General features: G+C 57.7%; 11 protein-coding genes and 1 tRNA gene. All 12 read right to left on the reverse strand.

The annotated features are described in order from the left end of the window. Positions 1–41: 41 nt before the first annotated feature. Positions 42–2,189 carry an elongation factor G gene (fusA, locus tag ACF8MI_RS28150; protein WP_060501590.1) on the reverse strand — a complete coding sequence of 716 codons (2,148 nt, stop codon included), beginning with the start codon at positions 2,187–2,189 and terminating at the stop codon, positions 42–44. Between the two features lie 30 nt (positions 2,190–2,219). Next, positions 2,220–2,690, reverse strand: coding sequence for a 30S ribosomal protein S7 (rpsG, locus tag ACF8MI_RS28155; RefSeq protein WP_003246741.1), 471 nt, complete (start codon positions 2,688–2,690; stop codon positions 2,220–2,222). 106 nt (positions 2,691–2,796) lie between these two features. Continuing rightward, the gene (gene rpsL, locus ACF8MI_RS28160; protein WP_003255492.1) at positions 2,797–3,168 is read right to left on the reverse strand and encodes a 30S ribosomal protein S12; all 372 of its coding nucleotides are present in this window, start codon (positions 3,166–3,168) and stop codon (positions 2,797–2,799) included. A gap of 211 nt (positions 3,169–3,379) precedes the next feature. Beyond that, complete coding sequence (gene rpoC / locus ACF8MI_RS28165) at positions 3,380–7,579, reverse strand: DNA-directed RNA polymerase subunit beta' (RefSeq protein ID WP_016715870.1); 4,200 nt, start codon at positions 7,577–7,579, stop codon at positions 3,380–3,382. 64 nt (positions 7,580–7,643) lie between these two features. Then, entirely contained in the window at positions 7,644–11,717 is a 4,074-nt protein-coding gene (gene rpoB, locus ACF8MI_RS28170; protein WP_016715871.1) for a DNA-directed RNA polymerase subunit beta, read from the reverse strand. A 220-nt stretch (positions 11,718–11,937) separates the two neighbouring features. Next, complete coding sequence (gene rplL / locus ACF8MI_RS28175) at positions 11,938–12,303, reverse strand: 50S ribosomal protein L7/L12 (RefSeq protein WP_003255496.1); 366 nt, start codon at positions 12,301–12,303, stop codon at positions 11,938–11,940. 77 nt (positions 12,304–12,380) lie between these two features. Further along, positions 12,381–12,881, reverse strand: a complete 501-nt coding sequence (gene rplJ / locus ACF8MI_RS28180; protein WP_016715872.1) for a 50S ribosomal protein L10 — start codon at positions 12,879–12,881, stop codon at positions 12,381–12,383. A gap of 197 nt (positions 12,882–13,078) precedes the next feature. Continuing rightward, positions 13,079–13,774, reverse strand: coding sequence for a 50S ribosomal protein L1 (gene rplA / locus ACF8MI_RS28185; RefSeq protein WP_060501592.1), 696 nt, complete (start codon positions 13,772–13,774; stop codon positions 13,079–13,081). Next, positions 13,774–14,205 (reverse strand): 50S ribosomal protein L11, encoded by a 432-nt coding sequence (gene rplK, locus ACF8MI_RS28190; RefSeq protein WP_003255500.1) that lies wholly within the window; start codon positions 14,203–14,205, stop codon positions 13,774–13,776. Before rplK ends, rplA begins: the two co-directional genes overlap by 1 nt. Positions 14,206–14,324: 119 nt before the next feature. Beyond that, entirely contained in the window at positions 14,325–14,858 is a 534-nt protein-coding gene (nusG, locus tag ACF8MI_RS28195; protein ID WP_003255501.1) for a transcription termination/antitermination protein NusG, read from the reverse strand. A gap of 9 nt (positions 14,859–14,867) precedes the next feature. Further along, positions 14,868–15,236 carry a preprotein translocase subunit SecE gene (secE, locus tag ACF8MI_RS28200; RefSeq protein ID WP_003255502.1) on the reverse strand — a complete coding sequence of 123 codons (369 nt, stop codon included), beginning with the start codon at positions 15,234–15,236 and terminating at the stop codon, positions 14,868–14,870. 44 nt (positions 15,237–15,280) lie between these two features. Then, positions 15,281–15,356: transfer RNA gene (locus tag ACF8MI_RS28205), tRNA-Trp, on the reverse strand. Positions 15,357–15,425: the final 69 nt, after the last annotated feature.

The following is a 15,425-nucleotide window of genomic DNA, read 5'->3' on the forward strand; positions in this document are numbered from 1 at the left end:
TTTTCTTTAGCCACGACAGTGAACCTCTTGCCTAAAGGGGATTAGCCTTGTTTTTTAACGAGTGCTTCGACGATGTTCGACGGAGCTTCGGCGTATTTGGAGAATTCCATGGAGTAGCTTGCGCGACCCTGAGACATGGAACGAACGTCGGTTGCGTAACCGAACATCTCTCCGAGCGGAACTTCAGCGCGGACGACACGGCCAGAGACCGACTCATCCATACCCTGTACCAGACCACGACGACGGTTCAGGTCACCCATCACGTCACCCAGGTAGTCTTCCGGGGTTACAACTTCGACCTTCATGATCGGCTCGAGAACCACGCCACCACCCTTCTGGGCCAGTTGCTTGGTTGCCATCGAAGCAGCGATTTTGAACGCCATTTCGTTGGAGTCGACGTCGTGGTACGAACCATCGAATACCGCGGCCTTCAGGCCGATCAGAGGATAACCGGCAACAACGCCGTTTTTCATCTGCTCTTCGATACCCTTCTGGATCGCAGGGATGTATTCCTTAGGAATCACACCACCAACGACTTCGTTAGCGAACACCAGACCTTCGGTGATGTTGCCTTTTTCGTCCTGATCTGGCTCCGAGAAACGGATCCAGCAGTGACCGAACTGACCACGACCGCCCGACTGACGAACGAACTTGCCTTCGATCTCGACGTTGGACTTGGTGATCTTCTCGCGGTACGAAACCTGCGGCTTGCCGATGTTGGCTTCGACGTTGAACTCGCGCTTCATACGGTCAACGAGGATGTCCAGGTGCAGCTCACCCATACCGGAGATGATGGTCTGACCGGTCTCTTCGTCGGTTTTGACGCGGAACGACGGGTCTTCCTGAGCCAGCTTGCCCAGTGCGATACCCATCTTCTCCTGGTCAGCCTTGGTTTTCGGCTCTACGGAGAGCGAAATCACAGGCTCAGGGAAGTCCATACGCTCGAGGATGATCGGCTTGTCGGCGTTGCACAGGGTGTCACCGGTGGTGACGTCCTTCATGCCGATCAGAGCAGCGATGTCGCCTGCACGTACTTCCTTGATTTCTTCACGCTGGTTGGCGTGCATCTGCACCATACGACCAACGCGCTCTTTCTTGCCCTTAACCGAGTTGATGACGGAGTCACCGGAGGTCAGGAAGCCCGAGTAGACGCGAACGAAGGTCAGAGTACCAACGAACGGGTCGGTGGCAATCTTGAACGCCAGCGCCGAGAACGGCTCGTCGTCGTCAGCATGACGCTCGTCAAATTGCTCTGGCTTGACTTCGTCCTTAGGCACGTCGATCAGGTCAGGGTGGATACCCTTGATCGCCGGGATCTCGGTCGGAGCAGGCAGGAAGTCGATAACAGCGTCGAGAACCAGGGGAACACCCTTGTTCTTGAAGGACGAACCGCAGACAGCCGGCACGATCTCGCTAGCCAGGGTGCGCGCACGCAGGCCTGCTTTGATCTCTTCGACCGACAGCTCACCTTCTTCAAGGTACTTGTTCATCAACTCTTCGCTGGCTTCGGCGGCGGCTTCAACCATGTTGTTGCGCCATTCTGCAGCCAGCTCCAGCATATCGGCAGGAATATCTTCCTCGCGATAGGTGGTGCCCTTATCGTCATCGTTCCAGTAGATGGCTTTCATCTTGATCAGGTCAACCTGACCCTGGAAGTTGTCTTCCGCACCGATAGCCAGCTGGATCGGAACCGGGGTGTGACCCAGACGGTTTTTGATCTGACCGACGACGCGCAGGAAGTTAGCGCCGGCACGGTCCATTTTGTTCACGTAAACAACACGTGGAACGCCGTACTTGTTGGCCTGACGCCATACGGTTTCGGACTGTGGCTCAACGCCGGAGGTACCGCAGAATACGACGACGGCGCCGTCGAGTACGCGCAGCGAACGTTCTACTTCAATGGTGAAGTCAACGTGGCCGGGGGTATCGATGACGTTTACGCGGTAGTTGTCGTACTGACCACGGGAACCTTTCCAGAAAGTGGTAACGGCAGCGGAGGTAATGGTGATACCGCGCTCCTGCTCCTGCACCATCCAGTCGGTGGTCGCGGCGCCGTCATGCACCTCGCCCATTTTGTGGCTCAGACCTGTGTAGAACAGGATCCGCTCGGTAGTGGTGGTCTTGCCCGCGTCAACGTGGGCACAGATACCGATGTTACGGTAGCGGTTAATTGCTGTAGTACGAGCCATAAAGCCCTCGCGAAAAGATTGATGCTTGAATTAGAAGCGGTAGTGCGAGAACGCTTTGTTGGCTTCGGCCATACGGTGCACGTCTTCACGCTTCTTGACTGCAGCACCCTTGCCTTCAGCAGCATCCAGCAGTTCGCCGGCCAGGCGCAGAGCCATCGACTTCTCGCCGCGCTTACGGGCGTAGTCTACGAGCCAGCGCATTGCCAGAGCATTACGACGGGATGGACGAACTTCAACCGGAACCTGGTAAGTGGCACCGCCAACACGACGGGACTTAACTTCGACCAGCGGAGCGATGGCGTCGAGAGCTTTCTCGAAGATTTCCAGGGGGTCGCTGTTCTTGCGTGCTTTGACGGTATCCAGGGCACCGTAAACGATGCGCTCGGCTACAGCCTTCTTGCCGCTTTCCATCACGTGGTTCATGAACTTGGCGAGGATCTGGGATCCGTACTTCGGATCGTCAAGGATCTCACGTTTTGCTGCTACACGACGTCTTGGCATGATAAGCCCTCAAACGGTCTTCAGGTTAGCCCGGGACGTGGGTCTTCGACCCCTGCCCGACCTTACTCTTATCGACTCAAAAAAATGGATGTCTGCAAACGGCCGATTACTTCGGACGCTTGGTACCGTATTTCGAACGACCCTGGTTACGGCCTTTAACGCCCGAAGTATCCAGAGAGCCGCGAACGGTGTGGTAACGAACACCTGGCAAGTCTTTTACACGGCCGCCACGGATCAGGACGACGCTGTGCTCTTGCAGGTTGTGGCCTTCACCACCGATGTACGAGGAAACCTCGAAACCGTTGGTCAGACGCACGCGGCATACTTTACGCAGTGCCGAGTTAGGTTTTTTCGGCGTGGTGGTGTACACACGGGTGCACACGCCACGACGCTGCGGGCAGTTCTGCAGCGCAGGAACGTCGGACTTCTCGACCGAACGCTTACGCGGCTGACGTACCAGCTGGTTGATAGTTGCCATCTACTAGCTCCACTGATTGTCTTGCGACTCTATTGTCTTGCAAGAAAGCCAAAAATTGGCGAGACGGAGCCTCACCAAATTTAAGGGTACAAAAGTCTAAAGAGGATCTTGCACCCAGTCAAGACGAGGCCCCGGCCCTCCCCGCCCGATCATCGGCAACATTTCATGTCACCGACGGTCGTTCGAGGCTTGCCGGGGCCCTGCCCTGTACTTAGTTACCGCTGGAGTTCAGCGCTTCGGTCAGTGCGGCTTCCACCTCACTGGCGCTCACACGCAGCGGCTTGTCGGCATCACGGCGACGCTTGCGCTCGCTGTGGTAGGCCAGACCAGTACCAGCCGGGATCAAACGACCCACGACCACGTTCTCTTTCAGGCCGCGCAGGTAGTCGCGCTTGCCGGTTACCGCCGCTTCGGTCAGTACGCGGGTGGTTTCCTGGAAGGAAGCCGCGGAGATGAACGACTCGGTCGACAGCGACGCCTTGGTGATACCCAGCAGCACGCGGGTGAACTTGGAGATGAACTTGTCCTCGCCGGCGAGACGCTCGTTCTCTACCAGTACCTGGGTCAGTTCCATCTGGTCGCCCTTGATGAAGCTGGAATCGCCCGACTCGGAGATCTCGACCTTGCGCAGCATCTGACGCAGGATGGTCTCGATGTGCTTGTCGTTGATCTTCACGCCTTGCAGACGGTAAACGTCCTGGATCTCGTTGACGATGTACTTCGCCAGCGCGCTCACACCCAGCAGACGCAGGATGTCGTGCGGGTCGCTCGGGCCGTCGGAAATAACTTCACCACGGTTTACCTGCTCACCTTCGAAGACGTTCAGGTGGCGCCACTTTGGAATCAGCTCTTCGTACGGATCGCTACCGTCGGTCGGAGTGATGACCAGGCGACGCTTGCCCTTGGTCTCTTTACCGAATGCGATGGTGCCGCTGACTTCAGCCAGAATCGAGGCTTCTTTCGGGCGACGCGCTTCGAACAGGTCGGCAACGCGCGGCAGACCACCGGTGATGTCACGGGTCTTCGACGTTTCTTGCGGGATACGCGCGATAACGTCACCAACACCGATCTGGGCACCGTCAGCTACACCAACGAGGGCGTTGGCCGGCAGGAAGTACTGGGCAGGTACGTCGGTACCTGGCAGGTACAGGTCCTTGCCAGCAGCATCGACCATCTTGATTGCCGGACGGATTTCCTTGCCTGCGGCAGGGCGATCCTTGACGTCCAGCACTTCAATGTTGGTCAGACCGGTCAGTTCGTCAGTCTGACGCTTGATGGTGATGTTTTCTTCCATGCCCACGAAGGTCACGGTACCTTTCAGCTCGGTAACGATCGGGTGGGTGTGCGGGTCCCACTTGGCGACGATGGCGCCAGCTTCGACCTTCTCACCTTCCTTGACCGAAATCACCGCACCGTAAGGCAGCTTGTAACGCTCACGCTCACGGCCGAATTCGTCGGCAATGGCCAGCTCGCCCGAACGCGATACGGCAACCAGGTTACCGTCGGCACGCTCAACCTGCTTCAGGTTGTGCAGACGCACCATACCGCCGTTCTTCACCTGGACGCTGTCGGCAGCCGAAGTACGGCTTGCAGCACCACCGATGTGGAACGTACGCATGGTCAGCTGGGTACCCGGCTCACCGATCGACTGTGCAGCGATAACGCCGACAGCTTCACCGATGTTCACCTGGTGACCGCGAGCCAGGTCGCGACCGTAGCACTTGGCGCAGATGCCATAGCGGGTTTCGCAGTTGATCGGCGAACGCACGATCACTTCGTCGATGCTGTTCAGCTCGATGAACTCGACCCACTGCTCGTCAACCAGGGTACCGGCCGGAACGATAACGTCCTCGGTGCCTGGCTTGAACACGTCACGGGCGATGACACGACCCAATACACGCTCACCCAGTGGCTCGACAACGTCGCCGCCTTCGATGTGCGGAGTCATCAGGAGGCCTTGGTCGGTGCCGCAGTCGATCTCGGTAACGACCAGATCCTGGGCAACGTCTACCAGACGGCGAGTCAGGTAACCGGAGTTCGCAGTCTTCAAGGCGGTATCCGCCAGACCCTTACGAGCACCGTGAGTCGAGATGAAGTACTGAAGTACGCTCAGACCTTCACGGAAGTTCGCGGTGATCGGCGTCTCGATGATGGAGCCGTCCGGCTTGGCCATCAGACCACGCATACCGGCCAGCTGACGGATCTGGGCTGCGGAACCCCGCGCACCCGAGTCAGCCATCATGTACATCGAGTTGAAGGACTCTTGCTCGACTTCTTTGCCTTCGCGGTCGATGACCTTCTCTTTCGAGAGGTTGGCCATCATCGCCTTGGACACTTCATCGTTCGCCTTCGACCACAAGTCGATGACCTTGTTGTACTTCTCGCCCTGGGTTACCAGGCCGGAGGCGTACTGGCTCTCGATTTCCTTCACTTCGTCGGTAGCGTTACCGATGATGCGGGCTTTCTCGTCCGGGATAACGAAGTCGTTAACACCGATGGAAACGCCGGAAATGGTCGAGTAAGCGAAACCGGTGTACATCAACTGGTCAGCGAAGATAACGGTCTCTTTCAGACCAACCACGCGGTAGCACTGGTTGATCAGCTTGGAGATCGCCTTTTTCTTCATCGGCTGGTTGACCACGTCGTACGGCAGACCTGCCGGTACAACCTGGAACAGCAGCGCACGGCCGACGGTGGTGTCGACGATGCGGGTGTTCTTGACCACCGAACCATCACGCTCTTTCACGGTTTCGTTGATACGAACCTTGATTTTCGCGTGCAGGGCAGCTTCGCCGGCGCGGAATACGCGGTCGACTTCCTGCAGGTCGGCAAACACGCGACCTTCGCCCTTGGCGTTGATGGCTTCACGGGTCATGTAGTACAGACCCAGTACAACGTCCTGCGACGGAACGATGATTGGCTCACCGTTGGCTGGCGAAAGGATGTTGTTGGTCGACATCATCAGCGCGCGCGCTTCGAGCTGGGCTTCCAGCGTCAGCGGCACGTGAACGGCCATCTGGTCACCGTCGAAGTCGGCGTTGTACGCAGCACAGACCAGCGGGTGCAGCTGAATAGCCTTACCTTCGATCAGAACCGGTTCAAAGGCCTGGATACCCAGACGGTGCAGGGTAGGTGCACGGTTGAGCAGTACGGGGTGTTCGCGAATCACTTCGGCAAGAACGTCCCACACCTCTGGCAGCTCGCGCTCGACCATCTTCTTAGCGGCCTTGATGGTGGTCGCCAGACCACGCATTTCCAGCTTGCCGAAAATGAACGGTTTGAACAGCTCGAGAGCCATCTTCTTCGGCAGACCGCACTGGTGCAGACGCAGGGTCGGGCCTACGGTAATTACCGAACGGCCGGAGTAGTCCACACGCTTACCGAGCAAGTTCTGACGGAAGCGACCTTGCTTACCTTTGATCATGTCGGCCAGGGACTTCAGCGGACGCTTGTTCGAGCCAGTGATGGCGCGACCGCGACGGCCGTTGTCCAGCAGGGCGTCGACCGCCTCCTGCAGCATGCGCTTTTCGTTGCGCACGATGATGTCCGGCGCCGACAGATCCAGCAGGCGCTTCAGACGGTTGTTACGGTTGATCACCCGACGATACAGGTCGTTCAGGTCGGAAGTCGCGAAGCGGCCACCATCCAGCGGAACCAGCGGACGCAGGTCCGGCGGCAGCACTGGCAGGACGGTCAGGACCATCCACTCAGGCAGGTTGCCCGAGCCCTGGAAAGCTTCCATCAGCTTCAGACGCTTGGACAGCTTCTTGATCTTGGTTTCCGAGTTGGTCTGCGGAATCTCTTCGCGCAGGCGACCGATCTCGTGCTCCAGGTCGATAGCGTGCAGCAGCTCGCGGACAGCCTCGGCACCCATGCGGGCGTCGAAGTCGTCACCGAACTCCTCCAGCGCTTCGAAGTACTGCTCGTCGTTCAGCAGCTGGCCCTTTTCCAGGGTGGTCATGCCCGGGTCGATAACGACATAGCTCTCGAAGTAGAGCACGCGCTCGATGTCACGCAGGGTCATGTCCATCAGCAGGCCGATACGGGACGGCAGCGACTTCAGGAACCAGATGTGGGCTACCGGCGAGGCCAGTTCGATGTGCGCCATGCGCTCACGACGAACCTTGGCCAGGGCAACCTCAACGCCGCACTTCTCGCAGATTACGCCGCGGTGCTTGAGGCGCTTGTACTTGCCGCACAGGCACTCGTAGTCCTTGACTGGGCCAAAGATCTTGGCGCAGAACAGGCCGTCACGCTCAGGCTTGAACGTACGGTAGTTGATGGTTTCCGGCTTCTTAACTTCACCGAACGACCACGAACGGATCATTTCAGGCGACGCCAGACCGATGCGGATGGCGTCGAACTCTTCGACTTGACCCTGGTTTTTCAGCAAATTCAGTAGGTCTTTCAAGGCCTTTCCTCCTGGCGGAGCAGGGAGCGGGCATTACCTGCCCCACTCCCCTTCGCGTCACGTGTTATTCGGTTTCCAGATCGATATCGATACCGAGCGAACGGATCTCTTTGATCAACACGTTGAAGGACTCGGGCATGCCCGGCTCCATACGGTGATCGCCATCCACGATGTTCTTGTACATCTTGGTACGGCCGTTCACGTCGTCCGACTTCACTGTGAGCATTTCTTGCAGGGTGTATGCCGCGCCGTATGCTTCCAGCGCCCACACTTCCATCTCCCCGAAACGCTGACCACCGAACTGCGCCTTACCACCCAGCGGCTGCTGGGTAACCAGGCTATAGGAACCAGTGGAACGCGCGTGCATCTTGTCGTCCACCAAGTGGTTCAGCTTGAGCATGTACATGTAACCAACGGTCACAGGACGCTCGAACTTGTTGCCGGTACGGCCATCGAACAGCACCATCTGGCCGCTTTCTGGCAGATCAGCCAGTTTCAGCATTGCCTTGATCTCACGCTCTTTGGCACCGTCGAAGACCGGGGTAGCCATCGGCACGCCTTTCTTCAGGTTGTGGGCCAGAGCCAGGATCTCTGCGTCGGTGAACTCTTCGAGGTTTTCCTGACGACCGCCGATCTCGTTGTAGACCTCGGTCAGGAACACGCGCAGTTCAGCGGCTTTGCGCTGCTCTTCGAGCATGCGGTCGATCTTCTCGCCCAGGCCCTTGGCCGCCAGGCCCAGGTGGGTTTCAAGGATCTGACCAACGTTCATACGCGAAGGTACGCCCAGCGGGTTCAATACGACATCGACCGGAGTACCGTTGGCATCGTGCGGCATGTCTTCAACCGGCATGATGACCGAGACAACACCCTTGTTACCGTGACGACCGGCCATCTTGTCACCCGGCTGGATGCGACGGCGGATTGCCAGGTAGACCTTGACGATCTTCAGTACGCCCGGAGCCAGGTCATCGCCCTGCTGCAGCTTGCGCTTCTTGTCTTCGAACTTGTCGTCCAGCAGACGGCGACGGTCGACGATGTACTGCTGAGCCTTTTCCAGCTGCTCGTTCAGTGCATCTTCAGCCATGCGCAGTTTGAACCACTGGCCGTGCTCCAGACCGTCCAGCACTTCGTCAGTGATCACGGTGCCTTTCTTCAGGCCCGCGCCACCGTCGACCACCTGGCCGTTCAGGGCAGAACGCAGACGCTCGAAGGTTGCGCCTTCGACGATGCGGAACTCTTCGTTGAGGTCCTTGCGGATCTCGTCCAGCTGCATCTTCTCGATGGCCAGGGCGCGGCTGTCGCGCTCTACGCCATCACGGGTGAAGACCTGTACGTCGATGACGGTACCCTTGGTGCCGGTTGGCACACGCAGGGAGGTGTCCTTAACGTCGCTGGCCTTCTCACCGAAGATTGCGCGCAGCAGTTTTTCTTCCGGAGTCAGCTGGGTTTCGCCTTTTGGCGTGACCTTGCCAACCAGGATGTCACCAGCGCCGACTTCGGCACCCACGTAGACGATACCGGCTTCGTCCAGTTTGTTCAGTGCAGCCTCACCCACGTTCGGGATGTCCGCAGTGATTTCCTCTGGGCCAAGCTTGGTGTCACGCGCCACACAGGTCAGTTCCTGGATGTGGATGGTGGTGAAGCGGTCTTCCTGAACCACACGCTCGGACAGGCAGATGGAGTCTTCGAAGTTGAAGCCGTTCCACGCCATGAACGCGATGCGCATGTTCTGACCCAGTGCCAGCTCACCCATGTCGGTGGACGGGCCGTCGGCCATGATGTCGCCACGCTGAACCTTGTCGCCCTTGCTCACCAGCGGACGCTGGTTGATGCAGGTGTTCTGGTTCGAACGGGTGTACTTGGTCAGGTTGTAGATATCCACACCTGCTTCGCCGGTTTCCACTTCGTCGTCGGCAACGCGAACAACGATACGGCTGGCGTCGACCGAGTCGATCACACCACCACGGCGAGCAACCACGCAGACACCGGAGTCACGGGCAACGTTGCGCTCCATGCCAGTACCTACCAGCGGCTTGTCGGCACGCAGGGTTGGTACAGCCTGACGCTGCATGTTCGAACCCATCAATGCACGGTTGGCGTCGTCGTGCTCGAGGAACGGAATCAGCGAGGCAGCAACGGAAACAACCTGCTTCGGCGAAACGTCCATCAGGGTGACGTCTTCCGGCGCCTTGACGGTGAATTCGTTCAGGTGACGAACCGCTACCAGCTCATCGATCAGTTGCTTCTTCTCGTTCATCGCGGCCGAAGCCTGGGCGATAACGTGATCAGCTTCTTCGATGGCCGACAGGAACACGATGTCGTCGCTGACAACGCCTTCCTTCACCACGCGATACGGGCTTTCCAGGAAGCCGTACTGGTTGGTGCGGGCATAGGCTGCCAGGGAGTTGATCAGACCGATGTTCGGACCTTCAGGGGTCTCGATCGGGCACACACGGCCGTAGTGGGTCGGGTGTACGTCTCGGACTTCGAAGCCGGCACGCTCACGGGTCAGACCGCCAGGGCCGAGTGCAGAGACACGGCGCTTGTGGGTGATCTCGGAGAGCGGGTTGTTCTGGTCCATGAACTGGGACAGCTGGCTGGAACCGAAGAACTCTTTCACCGCCGCCGCAACCGGCTTGGCGTTGATCAGGTCTTGCGGCATCAGGCCTTCGCTTTCCGCCATCGACAGGCGTTCCTTGACCGCGCGCTCTACACGCACAAGGCCAACGCGGAACTGGTTCTCGGCCATTTCACCAACGCAACGTACGCGACGGTTACCGAGGTGGTCGATGTCGTCAACGATGCCTTTGCCGTTACGGATATCGACCAGGGTCTTCAGCACCTCGACGATGTCTTCCTTGCTCAGCACGCCCGAACCTTCGATCTCGGTACGACCGATACGACGGTTGAACTTCATGCGGCCAACGGCGGACAGGTCGTAACGCTCGGCGCTGAAGAACAGGTTGTTGAACAGGGTCTCGGCTGCATCCTTGGTTGGCGGCTCGCCTGGACGCATCATGCGGTAGATCTCGACCAGAGCTTCCAGCTGGTTGCTGGTGGTGTCGATCTTCAGGGTGTCGGAGATGAATGGACCGCAATCGATGTCGTTGGTGTACAGGGTCTCGATACGGACAACCTGTGCCTTGGCGACCTTGATCAGCAGTTCGGTGGTCATCTCGGTGTTGCATTCGGCCAGGATCTCGCCGGTAGCCGGATGCACGATGGCCTTGGCGGTAGTCCGGCCCAGGACGTATTCCATTGGAACGTCCAGCTGCTTGACGCCGGCTTTTTCGAGCTGGTTGATGTGGCGCGCGGTAATACGGCGGCCTTGCTCGACGATGACTTTGCCGGTTTCGTCATGGATGTCCATGACTGCAACTTCACCACGCAGACGTTGAGGCACCAGTTCCAGGCTGAGTTTTTCGCCGGAAATGTGGAACACGTTGGTGGTGTAGAAGGTGTTCAGCACTTCTTCAGTGCTGTAGCCCAGGGCGCGCAGCAGCACCGAAGCCGGCAGTTTGCGGCGACGGTCGATACGCACGAACACGCAGTCCTTCGGGTCGAACTCGAAGTCCAGCCAGGAGCCGCGGTAAGGGATGATGCGAGCGGAGTACAGCAGCTTGCCGGAGCTGTGGGTCTTGCCACGGTCGTGGTCGAAGAACACACCAGGCGAACGGTGCAGCTGGGAAACGATCACACGCTCGGTACCGTTGATAACGAAGGTACCGTTCTCAGTCATCAGGGGGATTTCACCCATGTAGACTTCTTGCTCTTTGATGTCCTTGATCGCTTTGTTCGACGATTCCTTGTCGAAGATGATCAGGCGCACCTTGACCCGCAGTGGGACCGCGAAGGTCACGCCACGCAGGACACATTCCTTCACATCGAAGGCCGGTTCGCCCAGGCGATAGCCTACGTACTCCAGGGCAGCATTGCCGGAGTAGCTGATGATCGGGAATACCGATTTGAAGGCCGCGTGCAGGCCGACGTCGCGGAACTGATCCTTGGATGCTCCCGCTTGCAGGAATTCGCGATACGAATCCAGCTGGATGGCCAGGAGGTAAGGCACATCCATGACGTCCGGCAACTTGCTAAAGTCCTTGCGGATACGTTTTTTCTCAGTGTATGAGTAAGCCATCAGCGTTCCCCAGCTTGGTCACCTGCTTGTTTGGCTTCTCCCGGCGGGAGCAGCCAGAAAATCGTGCAAACCCCTTGGTTTGCGCCACCCACATGGGTGTCTTGCAGCTTGTTATCGGGGCCGGCCTGACCGACCACCAATAACGGAAAAAGGCCGGTGGCGTAAGCCACCAGCCGTCAGCCCTTCGCTCAACGCTCAGGCTGGCATCGCAAGGTCGAGATTACTTCAGCTCGACTTTAGCGCCTGCTTCTTCCAGCTTCTTCTTAGCGTCTTCAGCGGCTTCTTTCGAAACGCCTTCAGCTACAACCTGAGGAGCGCCATCGACTTTCTCTTTGGCTTCTTTCAGGCCCAGACCGGTCAGTTCGCGAACGGCTTTGATCACGTTCACTTTCTTGTCGCCGGCTTCAACCAGAACAACGTTGAACTCGGTCTGCTCTTCAACAACGGCAGCAGCAGCAGCTGGGCCAGCAGCGGCAACAGCAGCGGTAACGCCGAAGGTTTCTTCCATCGCTTTGATCAGCTCAACAACTTCCAGAACGGTTTTCTGGCCGATTGCTTCGATGATTTGTTCGTTAGTCAGAGACATGACTTAAATCCTGTATTGGGGTGACAGCCTACGCAGCCATCAAATTAAACGTATGATTTTGAAAGAGTTCGCGCGCCTTAGGCGGCGGTAGCTTCTTTCTGGTCGCGAATGGCTGCCAGAGTACGAGCCAGCTTGCTGGTGGCGCCTTGGATCACGCTCATCAGTTTTGCGATAGCTTCGTCGCGGGTCGGCAGGGTAGCCAACACGTCGATCTGGTTCGCTGCAATGAAATTGCCGTCAAACGCAGCTGCCTTGATCTCGAACTTGTCCTGACCCTTGGCGAACTCTTTGAACAGACGAGCGGCAGCGCCCGGGTGTTCGTTGGAGAAAGCAATCAGGGTCGGGCCTTTGAACGCGTCGTTGAGGATCGAAAATTCGGTGCCTTCAACAGCGCGCTTCAGCAGGGTGTTACGTACAACACGTACGTAAACGCCAGCTTCGCGGGCCTCTTTACGGAGTCCGGTCATTGCGCTTACAGTCACACCACGGGCATCAGCCACGACAGCGGACAGAGCGACTTTGGCAGCCTCGTTGACTTCAGCGACGATGGCCTTCTTGTCTTCGAGTTTAATTGCCACGGGTTTACTCCTGGTTTTTACCGTTTCACCTGGCCGAAGCCTGATGTCGTTTTGGTGTCTGATTCGGTAACGAATCGGGAGCACCATCTGCGTGGGCTGATGTTTTAAGGCTTGCGCCGCCTACGGTCTTGGATAGCCCCCGCCAGGCAGGGACCCCAATTTTTGCTGGTGGCGTGACAGGTCACACCACCATGTTCTTACACGTTCAGCGAGCTCTGATCGATGACCAGACCTGGGCCCATGGTGGTGCTCAGGGTAACGCGCTTGACGTAGATACCTTTCGAGGAAGCTGGCTTGATACGCTTCAGGTCAGCGATCAGGGCTTCAACGTTTTCCTTCAGCTTGCCAGCTTCAAAGCCGATCTTGCCAACGGAGGTGTGGATGATACCGTTTTTGTCGGTGCGGTAGCGAACCTGACCAGCCTTGGCGTTTTTCACGGCAGTGGCTACGTCTGGAGTTACGGTACCGACTTTCGGGTTAGGCATCAGGCCGCGAGGACCCAGAACCTGACCCAGCTGACCTACAACGCGCATGGCATCAGGCGATGCGATGACAACGTCATAGTTCAGGTCGCCGCCTTTCATTTCGGCAGCCAGGTCGTCCATACCTACGCGGTCGGCGCCGGCAGCCAGAGCGGCTTCAGCAGCTGGACCCTGGGTGAAGACAGCAACGCGAACGGTCTTGCCAGTGCCGTGTGGCAGCACAGTAGCGCTACGTACGACCTGGTCGGATTTACGCGGATCAACACCGAGGTTAACGGCGATGTCGTAGGACTCTACGAACTTGGCAGCAGGCAGCGAGGCCAGCAGAGTTGCCGCTTCTTCGAAGTTGTAGGCCTTGCCTGCTTCGATTTTTTCGGCGATTGCCTTTTGGCGTTTGGTCAGCTTAGCCATTACACACCCTCCACGTTCAGGCCCATGCTGCGGGCAGAGCCAGCGATGGTGCGTACAGCAGCGTCCAGGTCAGCGGCAGTCAGGTCAGCCTGTTTGGCTTTCGCGATGTCTTCCAGCTGAGCACGGGTAACGGTACCGACTTTAACGGTGTTCGGGCGAGCCGAACCACTGGTCAGGCCAGCAGCTTTCTTCAGCAGAACCGAGGCAGGGGTGCTCTTGGTCTCGAAAGTGAAGCTACGGTCGCTGTAAACAGTGATGATCACAGGAGTCGGCAGGCCGGCTTCTTGACCCTGGGTACGGGCGTTGAAGGCCTTGCAGAATTCCATGATGTTCACACCGTGTTGACCCAGTGCTGGACCAACGGGTGGGCTTGGGTTGGCCTGGCCGGCCTTAACTTGCAGCTTGATGTAAGCCTGAATCTTTTTAGCCATGAGCTACTCCAAAATCGGGTACAAACGCCTGTTGGCTCCCCGGATGACTTGCGTTTTATCCCAGTGACGACAAAACCCCGCAGCACACAGGGCTGCGGGGTATGGGATGCTTCGTCCGCCTAGACCTTTTCGACCTGGCTGAACTCGAGCTCTACCGGGGTAGAGCGACCGAAAATGAGCACTGCAACCTGCAGACGGCTCTTCTCGTAGTTAACCTCTTCGACACTACCATTGAAGTCAGCGAACGGACCGTCAATGACTCGAACCACTTCACCTGGCTCGAACAGCGTCTTCGGCTTCGGCTTGTCGCTACCGTCGGCAACGCGACGCAGGATAGCCTCAGCTTCTTTATCGGTGATCGGCGCAGGCTTGTCTGCAGTGCCACCAATAAAGCCCATCACACGAGGGGTATCCTTGACCAAGTGCCAAGTCCCTTCGTTCATCTCCATCTGGACTAATACATAGCCAGGGAAGAATTTACGCTCACTCTTGCGCTTCTGGCCGTTGCGCATTTCGACGACTTCTTCGGTCGGGACCAAGATCTCGCCGAAACCGTCTTCCATGCCAGCCAGCTTGACGCGCTCGATCAGGGAGCGCATTACATGCTTCTCGTAACCCGAGTAAGCATGCACAACATACCAACGCTTAGCCACGGGACACCTTTAGCCAACGATCAAGGAGACCGCCCAGCCGAGCAGGGAATCGAGCCCCCACAGCAGCAGTGCCATAACCAGCACGACAGCCACGACAATCAGCGTGGTCTGGGTGGTTTCCTGGCGGGTCGGCCACACGACTTTACGAATCTCGGTACGAGCTTCCTTCGCCAGCGCAAAGAACGACTTGCCCTTCGCAGTCTGCAGAGCTACAAAGCCCGCGACAGCAGCCAGGACGAGAAGAACGAGAACGCGATACAGGATTGGAGAGGCGGAGTAATATTGATTACCCACAACACCAACAACCACCAAAGCCACTACAGCCAGCCACTTGAACAGATCAAAACGCGATTCTTGGGCTTCAGTTTTGGGGGTCATCGAGGAGGATCCTGTAAGAAGAAAGCCATCACACCGAGGTGAAATGGCAGGTCAGGAGGGAATCGAACCCCCAACCTACGGTTTTGGAGACCGTCGCTCTGCCAATTGAGCTACTGACCTGTAACGCTGTATCAGGCCGGCCATTATACCGGCCTGATCAAGTAAATCAACTACTTATTCAATAATTTT

The organism is Pseudomonas sp. yb_9 (assembly GCF_043103635.1).
Taxonomy (GTDB): domain Bacteria; phylum Pseudomonadota; class Gammaproteobacteria; order Pseudomonadales; family Pseudomonadaceae; genus Aquipseudomonas; species Aquipseudomonas monteilii.